9 protein-coding genes, 1 pseudogene and 1 riboswitch are annotated in these 12,807 nt (G+C 50.4%); of the genes and pseudogenes, 4 read left to right on the top strand and 6 right to left on the bottom strand.

Annotated features, from left to right (window positions below):
• Both GCU39_RS21035 and GCU39_RS21030 read left to right on the top strand, forming a co-directional pair.
• Complete coding sequence (locus GCU39_RS21035; RefSeq protein ID WP_152395312.1) at positions 1-1,584, top strand: response regulator transcription factor; 1,584 nt, start codon at positions 1-3, stop codon at positions 1,582-1,584.
• Positions 1,585-1,646: 62 nt separating this feature from the next.
• Positions 1,647-1,786, top strand: a riboswitch (cyclic di-AMP (ydaO/yuaA leader).
• Positions 1,787-1,976: 190 nt separating this feature from the next.
• Positions 1,977-3,185, top strand: a complete 1,209-nt coding sequence (locus tag GCU39_RS21030; RefSeq protein ID WP_152395311.1) for a KamA family radical SAM protein — start codon at positions 1,977-1,979, stop codon at positions 3,183-3,185.
• A gap of 93 nt (positions 3,186-3,278) precedes the next feature.
• Here GCU39_RS21030 and GCU39_RS32055 read toward each other — a convergent pair.
• The 5 genes and pseudogenes from GCU39_RS32055 to GCU39_RS21000 form a co-directional block, all read right to left on the bottom strand.
• A pseudogene (locus tag GCU39_RS32055) lies at positions 3,279-4,340 on the bottom strand (SulP family inorganic anion transporter).
• Positions 4,341-4,499: 159 nt separating this feature from the next.
• Complete coding sequence (locus tag GCU39_RS21015; RefSeq protein ID WP_152395309.1) at positions 4,500-5,159, bottom strand: TetR/AcrR family transcriptional regulator; 660 nt, start codon at positions 5,157-5,159, stop codon at positions 4,500-4,502.
• A gap of 21 nt (positions 5,160-5,180) precedes the next feature.
• Positions 5,181-6,200, bottom strand: coding sequence for an ABC transporter permease (locus GCU39_RS21010; protein ID WP_152395308.1), 1,020 nt, complete (start codon positions 6,198-6,200; stop codon positions 5,181-5,183).
• Entirely contained in the window at positions 6,197-6,922 is a 726-nt protein-coding gene (locus tag GCU39_RS21005) for an ABC transporter ATP-binding protein (protein ID WP_152395307.1), read from the bottom strand. The genes GCU39_RS21010 and GCU39_RS21005 overlap by 4 nt, the downstream gene beginning before the upstream one ends.
• A 460-nt stretch (positions 6,923-7,382) precedes the next feature.
• Positions 7,383-7,712, bottom strand: a complete 330-nt coding sequence (locus GCU39_RS21000) for a hypothetical protein (RefSeq protein WP_152397362.1) — start codon at positions 7,710-7,712, stop codon at positions 7,383-7,385.
• Positions 7,713-7,970: 258 nt separating this feature from the next.
• Between GCU39_RS21000 and GCU39_RS20995 the strand changes: the two genes are divergently transcribed.
• Positions 7,971-9,188 carry an MDR family MFS transporter gene (locus tag GCU39_RS20995; protein WP_152395306.1) on the top strand — a complete coding sequence of 406 codons (1,218 nt, stop codon included), beginning with the start codon at positions 7,971-7,973 and terminating at the stop codon, positions 9,186-9,188.
• Between the two features lie 70 nt (positions 9,189-9,258).
• Here GCU39_RS20995 and GCU39_RS20990 read toward each other — a convergent pair whose 3' ends face one another.
• Positions 9,259-10,737: a lytic polysaccharide monooxygenase gene (locus tag GCU39_RS20990; RefSeq protein ID WP_227793288.1), complete on the bottom strand. Its 1,479-nt coding sequence runs from the start codon at positions 10,735-10,737 to the stop codon at positions 9,259-9,261.
• Between the two features lie 787 nt (positions 10,738-11,524).
• Here GCU39_RS20990 and hflX point away from each other — a divergent pair.
• Positions 11,525-12,790 carry a GTPase HflX gene (hflX, locus tag GCU39_RS20985; RefSeq protein WP_152395305.1) on the top strand — a complete coding sequence of 422 codons (1,266 nt, stop codon included), beginning with the start codon at positions 11,525-11,527 and terminating at the stop codon, positions 12,788-12,790.
• Positions 12,791-12,807: the final 17 nt, after the last annotated feature.

The following is a 12,807-nucleotide window of genomic DNA, read 5'->3' as shown; positions in this document are numbered from 1 at the left end:
ATGTATAGAGCGCTGATCGTGGATGATGAGATTTATGCCGTGCTCGGGATCAAGAGCGGCGTGAATTGGGAGGAGCTGCACGTATCGGAAGTCTATGAAGCATACAACATGCGGGAAGCGATGAAGGTATTCGAACGCACGCACATCGATCTTCTCATCTGCGATATCGAAATGCCGAAGGGGACGGGCATCGAACTGCTGGAATGGGTGAATACCCACTCTCCTGCGACGGAGACGGTGTTCTTGACGGCCCACTCTGACTTCAGCTTCGTGAAGCGGGCGGTCCAGCTCGATAGCTTCGACTACTTGCTTAAGCCTGTGGAGTATGAGGTACTGCAATCGACGTTGGCGAAAATGCTGCAATCCGTTGTGCAGGAGAAGGAATTGCTGCAGCTGCGTGAACAATATAAGCCGTACTATGAGCTCTGGACGAAGAAGAAGCCGCTCATTGCCGAGAAATTCTGGAATGACGTGCTAACGAATCGTATTACGTGTACGCCGACCAATGTGCAGAACCTGTTAGAGGAGCATGATCTGACGATTTCGCCTGATATTCAGATGTTGCCAATTCTCATTAGTGTGGAGGCGTGGAAGCGTGAATTCTGCACTAGGGATGAAGAGATGATGGAATACGCGATCCGCAAGGCGGCTTCTGAACTGCTGCTGCAGGAGGCGAATGGGGTGGTGATCCAGACGCGCCAAGGCGTGAATGTGGTGATTCGTTATCTGGACGAGGGGCAGAAGGTTGGAGCAGACCTATATGAGGTGTGTCAGGACTATATCCGCTCATGCAGTCAGTATTTCAATTGCCAGATTTCTTGTTATATCGGGGAAAATACTTCGCTGTTCAACATCGGCGAGATGTATCAGGAGCTGCTGGAGCTCGAGTACAACAACTTGCATAAGTCCAATCAAGTGTATTTCTTGCGGAACCGGGAGAAGCCCGGCATGATGAAGCTGCCGCTTTTCTCGGCATGGACGATTCTGATCGAGCAGGGGAAGCGGGCAGAGATTGAGAAGGAGCTTGCACGGTGTATAGCTGCATTCCGAGCGGACCCGAAATTATCTGCGAGCGCAATGCAGGCATTCAACCATGGATTCCTCCAGATGATTCATTACATTCTGCACAAGAACGGATTGTCAGCTCACGAACTCCTGCATGAAGGGCAAAGTCAACTGAGCGGGACGGCTCCCCGAACACTGGATCAGATGCATGAGTGGGCGCTGCGGCTGATCGGACGGGTATCCCATTCCTTACATCAGAACGATTCGGTGATTGAACAGGTGCAGCGTTACATTGCGGATCATCTGAGCGAAGTGATTACGAGAGAGCAGTTGGCAGAGTACGTGCACCTGAATCCTGCCTATCTGTCGCGATTATTCAAGCGTGAGGTGGGCGAGTCGATGACAGATTATATTCTGAACGAGCGCATGAAATTGGCGAAAGAATTGATTGCGACCTCATCGCTGCCGATCTCGGATATCGCTAAATCACTCGGGTACAGCAACTTCTCTTATTTTGCGAAAATGTTCAAGAAGGTCTACCATGCGACGCCGCAGCATTTCCGCCGCCAACTCGGTTGAAATGTGACTTTGTGAAATATACAATAATATAATATTTGACTATCTAAGATAAATTGTAGTAAAATGGAAATACGCTTAATTTCCGGTGATAAGTTCGGAAAGCGGGGGAACCAATTATTAGGGGCGAATCAAGAACGAGTTGTAGGGAACCATCTTTCCCGAGCCCGACAGCTAACCTCGTCAGCAGTGGATGGGTCAATGATTGACAACTTAGCCGCACCCCCTGACCCGTTGAACCGGGTCTTTTTGCGTCTATTGGGAGAGGCCCGGATGCCTGCAAGGACGAAGCACATGCTTCATGCTCTGCGGACAACGGGTCTTTTTTGCACCATTTGACCAATGAAGGAGGGACAACGCGTTACCATAAATCTGACTCTCAAGGAGGAAATACAATGGCACAGCCGAAATATATCACGAATATCGATAAAATTGTTGAGATCCCGGAGCAAGAGCGGGCGAAGCTCAGACCAATTACAGAGAAGTTCGTGTTTCGCGTGAACGATTATTACTTGAAGCTGATTGACTGGAACGATCCGAATGACCCGATTAAGAAATTAGTGATCCCGAACGAGGGAGAACTGTCCGAATACGGCAGATGGGATGCCTCCGATGAGGACACGAATTATGTGGTGCCGGGCTGCCAGCACAAGTACAAGACGACGGCGCTGCTCATCGTCTCTGAGGTATGCGGCGCGTACTGCAGGTACTGCTTCCGCAAGCGGCTGTTCCGCAACGATGTGAAGGAAGCGATGTCGGATGTGAGTCCGGGCATCGAATACATCCGTCAGCATCCCGAGATTAATAATGTGCTCCTGACCGGGGGAGACAGCTTGATCCTGGCCACGCCGAAGTTGAAGCTGATTCTGGAGCAACTGCGTGAGATTGAGCATGTGAAGATTATTCGCCTTGGCTCCAAAATCCCAGTATTCAATCCGATGCGGATTTATGAAGACGAGGAACTGTTAGAGACGATTCGAACGTTCTCGAACAGCGATCGCCGGATTTATGTGATGGCCCATATTAATCATCCGCGTGAAATAACGCCTGAAGCAAGACGAGGGTTTGAGGCGTTGCATCAAGCTGGAGCGATTGTCGTGAATCAGACCCCGATTCTGCGGGGCATCAATGATAACGCCGATGTGCTGGCGGAATTGCTCGATAAGCTGTCTTGGGCCGGCGTCACGCCCTATTACTTCTTCATTAATCGCCCTGTTGCAGGCAACCGGGATTTCGTCCTGCCGCTCGAACAGGTGTATCGCCTCGTTGAAGAAGCTAAAGCGAAGACATCCGGTCTTGGCAAAAGAATTCGCTTGTCGATGAGCCATACCTCTGGGAAAATTGAAATTCTCGCGATCGAAGACGGGAAAGCTTACTTGAAGTACCATCAGTCGCGAGATGACCATTACGGCAAGTTCATGGTGCTTCCTTGTCCGAAAGATGCATCCTGGTTCGATGACCTGCCGGGAAATGAAGCGTATTGGCAGAAGCCGAAGAAGAAGACGGACGCCGTCGTCTCGGTGAATGAACTGCCGCAGTTCCCGCAGAAGGGAAGCCGCGCAGCCAGTGTATCCCGACATCCGGCGTATCCTAGCAGCGAGTGATGACTGTGAAGTGAACCAATCTAGGAATGAATAGCACGAAAGGGCAGCTGCTCAGCGTATGGCTGAGCGGCTGCCCTTTTTGTTTGTGGTAATTTAGGAAGCGGCCCGTGTTGGCAAGCCGGCTTGTTCGACGAGCTGCTCACTCTCTAGATTCAGTCCGGACAAGGTGACGCGCTTGCCTTGCTGATCATATCTGGCAATGATCTTCGCGATGGCGGTAACGGCCGAATGATCCCAGACATGGGAAGCATGAAGATCGATAATGACGTGCGCCGGATCGTGGTGCACATCGAAGAGATCGACGAAGTGGGACATCGTGCCGAAGAAGAGCTGCCCCTTAATGCGATACACCTTGCTGCCTTGCGCGTCTGTAGAGGTACTGGCATCAATCCGGGCAAGTTTCCAGCCGAAGATCAACGCGCTAATCGCAACGCCGGACATGACCCCGATCGCTAAGTTAGAGGTCAAGATGACGACGGTTACCGTGACAATCATGACTGAGGCAAGATGTACCAGAACGCTTCAAGCGTCAAGCGGATATCGGGAAGGTGGAAGAATGGGAGCGACTGCTTAATGTCGCCCATGTCGCCGACGGTTCGCAATCGAGGTGCATCGTGACCGAGATAACTGTCATCACGATGATCGCCACGAGCGCCGGGGGGACGGCTCTCGTCACGAACGGCAGCAGATAGATCAACACGAGCGTACCTGCAATCATGGCGAACATCTGCCAGTTCGCCCCTTTGAAATTCGGGAATTGTGCCATGAAGACAATGATGGCGAGTGCATTGACGAACCCGGTTACGACGGAATGCGGGATGAAGGTAATGAACTTGCCGAACCGTAATACGCCCATAAGATACTGAATGATACCGGTTTGAATCGAGGCCGCGAACAAATACTCGATGCCGTATTTGGCGATAATCGGCCCCATCAGGGAAGCCATGGCGCCGGTTGCCGCCGAGATCATGCCCATCCGTCCTCCGAAGATCGAGATGGTGACAGCAATGATGAACGATGCGTATAAACCGACCATCGGATCGACGCCGGCGAGAATCGAGAAGGCTATCGCTTCGGGAATGCGACCGTGATCCCGGATAATATGTCTTTTCGCGTGTTGAAGAACCATGCGTTTTTTAAATATTGAACGAACAAAACAGCTTCACTCCTTGAATGCGGTGTCGAACCTATCAAATTATACACAAACTGATATATTTCAACTACCCTCAATTCAGGCGTGGAGCGCGTTGGCTCCGTTATAGCAAAACAGCAGGCAATCGGGAAGGTGAGTCCCCAGAAGCCTGCTGTTTCCTGTTAAGGGGCTAACCCTTTCATAATGAATTGGATCGTAGCTTCGCGTTCGAGCGTATCATCCCAGCCCGACCCTTCTTGAGGTTCTAAGATGGAGCGGAACAGAACATAGCCCATGACGGCGGAGGCGCTAAGCCGCATAATCGTCAGGGAAGGCAGATCAATCAGCTTGCCCTCGGCTTGCAGCTTGTGAATGATTTTCTCGAACCTCCCCTTCATCTCGTTGAAGACGAGCTGCTGAAGCTGCTTCTGAAGATCGGGATGGAACGGCAGCTCCTGCACCACAATCTTGAATAGGCTGCGATTCTGCTGCAGGAAGGTGATTCGGTTATCGATAAGCGCTCGGAGGAGCTCATCGAAGCTGTCATAATCCTTCGAGAGCACATCTTTGAACTCTCGAAGCAGAAACGGCGCGAGCAGCTTCACCATGGCGGGGGTTACGATGGAGAGCAGCAGATCCTTCTTCGTCTTATAGTGACGGAAGATCGTGCCCTCCGCGACGCCGGCCCGCTGCGCGATCTCGCTCGTCGATGAGGCTGCATAGCCTTTCTCCGCGAATATTTCAATCGCTGCTTCGAAGATTCGAGCTTGCTTGGCAGTTCGCGGTGTTGAAGGATCGCCTTGCAGGAGCTCTTCCATCCATGGCTCCAGCGATTTGGTCATAGACGTCAACTCCTTGCTAGATTAGATCGCGCGCTGCTTCTTCAGCGCGACGATATTGAGTAGTGCGAAGACGATCGAGAATCCGAGCAGGATATAGATATCGAGCTGAATATCGCCGATACTCTCTCCTCGAATCATAATACCACGCATCGCGTCTGCGCCGTAGTAAAGCGGCATGATGAAGCTAAGCTTCTGCAGCCAAGGCGCCATCGCGTCCAGATTGAACAGGCCCGAGAAGAAGACCTGCGGGACGATGACGAGCGGGATGAACTGAATAATCTGGAACTCGCTGCTCGCGAACGATGAGAGCAAGGTCCCGAGCGTCAAGGCCGTCAGCGTCAGTAGTAGGTTAATCAGCAGGACAAGCCCGAAATTGCCGACCATATACATGCCGAGCACCTGAATGGCGAACCACGTAATTAATGTGGCTTGCAGTAAGGTGAAGAGGCCGAACCCGAGCAGGTAGCCACCGACGACCTCGGAGCGCCGGATCGGCGTGGCGAGCAAGCGTTCCAGCGTTCCAGTCGTACGTTCACGCAGGAAGGAGACGCCCGCGATCATGAAGACGAAGAAGAACGAGAAAAATCCGATCAAGACAGGTCCGAAGTAGTCGAAGGAAGTCATTCCTTCTTTCCCGTGAAGATACGTAATATTCGGTTGAATCGTCGGCGTATTGGCTTGCATCACCTTCTGCAGCCGCAAGAGTATCGCTTGATTCATGGAAGGATCGCTGCCTTCGAGCATCAGGTCAGGTTTGCCGTCCACAAGCGATAGAACGGCATCAAGATCGCCGGATTCCAGTGCATGCATCGCATCCGCTTGATTCGTATAGGTTGTCACGTTCGCCTCCGCCGCAGTCAATCGCTGGGTGATGGGTGCGGGAAGCTGAACGGTGCCAATCGTCGGGGTAATCGCTTGACCGTTGAAGATGAAGTTCAGCAGCGTCAAGATAAGTAGCGGCGCGAGGAAGATCAGCGCAAGCGTTCGCTTGTCGCGCAAGAACTGGCGAATGATCCGTAAGGCTAAGGCACGTGTTCTCATGCGCGGACACCTCCGCCTAAGACGATGAACGCATCTTCGAGCGTCGTTGTACCGCTTTTTTCTTTGAGTGCAGCCGGTGAATCGACAGCGGTTAAGTGACCGTCGCGAATGAGTCCGATACGGTCGCATTTATCCGCTTCGTCCATCACGTGAGTGGTCAGGATGATCGTCGTCCCCTGATCGCGCAGAGTGAGCAGCTCCTGCCAGATGGATTGCCGAAGTACCGGGTCGATCCCAACGGTCGGCTCGTCCAGAATGAGCAATTCCGGCTCATGCAGAAGGGAGATCGCAAGTGACAGCCGGCGCTTCATGCCGCCGGAATAGGCAGCGACGGTCTTATCTTTGTGTTCGAGCAAATCAACAATACGCAGTACCGCATCGATCCGTTCATTCCGTCTCGCTCCACTCAGTCCGAAGAGCGAAGCGAAGAACTGCAGGTTCTCGCGCGCGGTTAACTCATTGTACAGCGCATCCGATTGCGCCATATAGCCGATGCGCTTCAAGAGAGAGAGCTTCGGTATTTTCTCGCCAAGGACTTGGATATCCCCGCTGTCTGAACGGTCCATGCCGGTGATTAACTTGATTAAAGTGGTCTTGCCTGAGCCGGAGGGCCCGAGCAAGCCGAAGAGTTCCCCGCGTTCAACTTGAAGATGAATCGATTGCAAGACAGATCGACCGTTGAAAGAACGGGATATATCGCGAATTTCTACGATACTGGACACGGCATTCACGCTCCTCGTACAAGTGAGTAATCACTCATTTAGTTATGCAACCTCATTATATGCTACTTTGGCGGGAATATAAAGTGAGTAATCACTCATTTTCAATGAATAGGGATAGGATACTGATCAGCGCATGGTTTTAGCGGGAGATGTCAGATTGATCGAGGAGATCGTTGGAATACCAGTTGGTAGGTACCGTTCGGGTTTGCAGATCATGCACAGGGTATGTCTCGGTTAGATCGGACACGGCTTCGCTAACGAATCGTCGTATGCTTATTTGGCTAGAATCGATGTCTTTACGGTTCTAACGAACCCTGATTTCGTTATTCCCTTGAATAAGCAGCATAAACCGCTCCATGATGGCAAATAGCAACTTGAGGATCCGTTAGCTCGAAAAAGAGCTCTATTTTCGTGAAATAAGCACTCTACGATTCGTTAGCCATTAAGGCATCGTCTTCACTTAAAACGACTTATTCCGTTCATACCATTCCTGCAGCTTGAATCGTTCGATCTGATCCCACAGCTGCTCCTGTTTCAGAATCTCGTATTGCCTAGGACCGATCAAGTCGAAATGCGGGTAGGCGTCCCGCATATGGATGCGCTCTGGCGGCAGCCTATGCTTATTGCACCAAGCCCGCAACCGATCGAGATTCGCACAGCCCACCTTCGTGATCGTCGTAATCCCGGGGAACCGCGGCTCGACCCAATAGTGGGTAATATAGGAAATCTCGCCACGCGAGACAGCAGCTTTCCACGCTTCTAACTCATTTCGTTTGATTCCAAATGCCATTCTCATCGCTTCTTTCCGTTAGGCGCTATCCCACCATGTTACTGGAAGGGAGCAAAAATATCACTGGATTTTTCATAAACGTTGCTATAAAATGGGTTTACTATTTGAAACTTAGTTTCATTTAATGAAACTATTATTAAAAACATGCCTAAAATCCCTTGAATGCTTCAACCAATTCTGATAAATTATGATAACAATTTGTGGAAATCATAGTGTGCCACATTTCAATAGATTCTTACAATGACTAGGAGGGATTGTGTGAAACGATTTATTCATTTATTGACCAACAGTTATAACACGCTTCGTTCGCAGCATCCCATCGTCAATTCATTGCTGCTTGGAACGGTCCTGGCGCGAGCTGCTTCATCCATGAGCATGCCGTTTCTGGCCATTTACTTATCGAAAACGACGTCCATGAGTGCGGTGATGATCGGGTTTGTCATTGGTGCGGGGTCCTTGGCTGGGATGTTCGGCGGTTTCATCGGCGGTGCTCTATCGGATCGCTTCGGCAGACGGATCATTATGATGACCGCACTATTTGGTTGGGTCTTAGCTTTCATCGGGTTCTCCGTCTTTAAGACACCGCTCATTATTATGCTGTTAAATATGGTGAACGGACTGTGCCGCTCCTTCTACGAACCTGTCTCTCAGGCCTTGATGGCCGATTTGACGCCGAAAGAACGACGGTTCCAGATGTTCTCACTACGCTATTTAGCGATAAATATCGGCGTGGCGATTGGGCCTCTGTTAGGAGCATACTTTGGGATGCGTAGCGGAACAACGCCATTTCTCATTACAGGAATTATTTATTTCATCTATGCGGTTGTATTATACGGATTGCTCCTATCTTTTGGCATTAAGCAAATTGAAGGGGACAAGAAGCCGAAGGTTACGATCGCGGCGACATGGCGTGTCGTTAGGCAGGACGTTACGCTGCGCTATTATTTGATTGGTGGAATTATCGGCGCAATTGGGTATTCTCAGATGACCGTCACATTGTCGCAGTACGTGAATAACAGCGTCACGGACGGCGTCGCCTTGTTCGCGTGGCTCATGACGGTGAATGCGATCGTGGTGGTTGCCTTCCAGATTCCGCTGACGAAGTGGGCGGAGAAACGCGCTCCCCTGGTTGCCATCTCGGTAGGCAATATCCTATTCGCGCTTGGCGATCTCGGGTTCGCCTTCTCGTGGAATGCCATCACGTTTTTACTATCGATGGCTGTATTTACACTCGGCGAAGTATTGAATTTCCCGTCTTCGAACTTGCTCGTCGACGAATTGGCGCCGGACGAGATGCGCGGGGTTTATTATGGGGCGCAATCATTTAACAGCTTGGGATTCTTCTTGGGGCCATGGGTAGGCGGTATGCTGCTCCTGTATTTCGGGGGTGGAACGTTGTTTACCGTTATGGCGGTGATTACGGTGATGAGCACATCCCTCTATAAGATCGGATTACGAAGGGTCGAGAGAGGCTGAAGCAGGAACAAAGGCTGTCGCAGGTTCATTCTACAATGAACGGCGGCAGCCTTTGTTATGTCATCGTATGTTAGTTCACGAGCTTCCAGACGCTAGCCTTGCCTGGCGTCTCACCTCTGGTCCACCAGCTAGCTTGATAGGTTTTGCCGTCATAAGTGATTTTCGTCCCGCCCGTATAAGCTTTGTTGCTATCCCATGCGAGAATCACGTTGCTTAGTAATTTCCATGCATCGGACTGATCAGGGCGATTGTTCTGCGTCCAATATAATGCTTCGTATTCCAAGCCGTTATATTGAACCTTGTCGCCGCCGACATAGACCTTCGCTGCATCCCATTTCGGAAGATTGCTGCCTTCGCCTGGGGTCGAATCGTTCTGTGTTGCTGCAGTCAGCGCAGCAGATGCTGCGGACTTGTTGCCTTTGGCATCAACCGCGCGAACGGCGTAGGTATACGACGTGTTCGGCGTTAAGCCTTTATCTTCATACATCGTAGCGCTCGTCGTGCCTACGAGTACGCCATTGCGATAGATTTCATATTGGCTGATCCCGTTCGAGGAAGCAGGCGCAGTCCACATGATGCTGATGCTTGTTGTGGTCTGCGTATGGGCATGAAGTCCTGTTGGTGCATCAAGGATCACCGCATCTTCTGCTAGTGTCTTCGCAGTGATCGCACTAGATGCTTGAGACTTGTTCCCGGCATTGTCGATGGCTTGGATCGTATACGTGTACGATGTGTTCGCTGTTAGTCCATTATCTGTATAGGATGTCTGCGCTGTTGTGCCGACGAGGACGCCGTTACGGTACACTTCGTAGTTCTTGATGCCAGCGGATGCGACGGATGCTGACCATTGCACCGTAATACTGGACGGTGTTTGCTTCGTTGAAGCAACGTTGCCTGGTACGGTTGGCAATTGAACGATGGGGCCTGTCCCATCATTGACGAGATTCACATCGATGACTTGATAGAAGGCATTGCCCGTATCCGCAATTTCCCAGACTCCTAGCACAAGATAATAGCCGCTGCGGTCTGTAGGCAGATTGACTTCATGGGATACTTTCTGATTCGGGATTTTACCGCCGTCGTTGAATGTTGCAAGAAGCTCAAGATCAGCGCGCTTAAGCGGCTTGTTCACATCCCAATCTTTTTTCGTAATATAGTATTTCCATTCCGCTGTGCTGTGCCTTGCTGTCAGGTGCCAGCTGAACGTGTTCTTGCCGCCCTTGAGCGTCACCTTACTCCAGCGATCCGCGGATTGCTCATTCATTGCGGGGAATTTCCCCGCCCCTGCGATATCGCCATCGGCTGGACCGGCTGTCGGGAAGTTGCCCTTCGCTTCAAGACTTTGCGGTTCGTATTGGATCGCTCCGCAATCCTTGTTCACGCCTTGCTGACACAAAACGGCGCGGCTTGTTGGCGCTTCGATATATCCGTGTGCAGATGCGCTGCTGCTAGAGAAGGCCAGCGTACAGGCTAGTCCTACGAGCATGAATCCAAGCGCAGCAACGAATTTCGAACTTTTCATACGGCTTGATAAAGGGATGTTTGTCATTAAATTACCTCCTTGAATGTGGTGATACATGGCGTGCAATTCATCTTGTTACCGGTTATAACGGACAACTCACCTCCGAACTTATGAACAATGAAATTGGATGAAGATCCCAAATTTTACGAAAACCTCCGCCTCTATTTAAGTATAGAGAGCATGCTTGTCCGCTGTAAATGTGCCCAAATATCCATCTCTTTGGGCAAACGTATCTCGAAAATTCCTACGATATTACTAGGAATAACGAGTTCTACTAGATGTCTCGTGAAAGGCTTGCTGGACAAGGGTTTCAGATTTTATTTGTGTCTGTCAGAGGTGTATGCTACAATCGAAAATAACGAATAATGAACGGAGGGTTTCCTGTGATTAATATTTACGCAGTCAGATTACGTTTCAATGCTTTGTGCCGCTAACTGAATAGTGCTCAAAGACTCTGTGTGTGTTGCAGAGCGAACGGGATTGGTCTGCCTTGTAACAGGAAATCAATGGTAGTAACATGGACAAATCAATATTTCTTACCCGAGGAGCAAATGTACTGGACGTAATCCAGGGATGTGCTTTTTTTTGTGCATTTTCTGCGATTCGCGCCGGTTTTTTTGCCGAACCCCTCCCGTTAGCGATGAACACAGGCGATGAGTCTGTGTTTTTTTTCCACATATAGGAGTGTTTTTCTACATTTGAAAACAGCTTTCTTATTGGCGATAAAACCTACTTCTGAACGCGGTCGCTCATCTTCGAATTAGGCCTCGATAGGGGTTTTCTCAAATTGTGTAAATAATGGAGGAATAAATAGATGGAACAACTCATTCAAAAAGCGATTTTGGTTGGCGTCAATTTGAATCAACAAGCCGATTTTGAATATTCCATGGAGGAGCTTGGAAATTTGGCCGAGGCATGTGATGTCGAGGTGGTCGGATCCGTCACGCAGAATTTGCAGAAGGTCACGTCTTCGCATTACATTGGGACGGGCAAAATCCAAGAAGTCATCGCGCAGATGGAAGCGCATGGGGCCAATCTGGTGATTTTCAATGATGAACTATCGCCTTCGCAAATTCGGAATCTGGAAGCAGATCTGCAGTGCAAGGTCATTGACCGGACGATCCTCATTCTGGATATTTTCGCGCAGCGGGCGAAGACGAAGGAAGCGCAGCTGCAGGTTGAGGTCGCACAATTGCAATACATGCTGCCGCGCTTGGTCGGTCTGCGCGAGTCGCTAGGCCGTCAAGGCGGCGGTGGCGTTGGCACGAAGAACAAAGGGGTCGGGGAGACGAAGCTGGAGCTGGATCGCCGCCGAATCGAAGAGAAGATTCATGTGCTTAACAAAGAGCTGGAGTCGCTCGTCGCTCACCGTCAGACGCAGCGCAAGCAGCGGAAGAAGAATGATGTGCCTGTCGTCTCGCTCGTCGGGTATACGAATGCGGGAAAATCCACGATCATGAATGCGCTTGTAGAGCGATTCAACCCTACGGCCATGAAGCAGGTCTTCGAGAAGGATATGCTGTTCGCGACGCTGGAGACATCGATTCGGAGTATTCCGCTGCCTGATAACAAATCGTTCCTGCTTACGGATACGGTCGGATTCGTCAGCAAACTGCCGCATCATCTCGTGAAGGCGTTCCGTTCGACCTTGGAGGAAGTGGCTGAAGCCGATCTGCTCATTCACGTCGTAGATAACTCTAATCCGAATCATGAGCAGCATATCGAGATTACGAATAACACACTCAAAGATATCGGTGTGAAAGACATTACGACTATTTATGCTTATAACAAATCCGATCTGATCGATTTCCCGATTCCAAGCGTTCAAGAGGATCGTGTGTATCTCGCTGCCAAACCGCGGATCGGAATCGACGAGCTGGTACAGGTGATTCGTCAGCATATTTTCAAGGATTACATCAAGTGCGAAATGATCATTCCATATGATAAAGGAAATCTGGTGTCCTACTTCAATGAGCATGCGAACATTCTGGAGACCAGCTATGAGAATGAAGGCACGAAGCTGATACTGGAATGCCGCAGCATGGATTATGAGCGGTATCAAGAATACATGATCCGATAAAGGGTATGTGTGCAGGA

It is taken from the genome of Paenibacillus guangzhouensis (assembly GCF_009363075.1).
Lineage (GTDB): Bacteria > Bacillota > Bacilli > Paenibacillales > Paenibacillaceae > Paenibacillus_K > Paenibacillus_K guangzhouensis.
The sequence above is the reverse complement of the archived record's forward strand: the minus strand, read 5'-3'. Positions and strand labels throughout refer to the sequence as shown.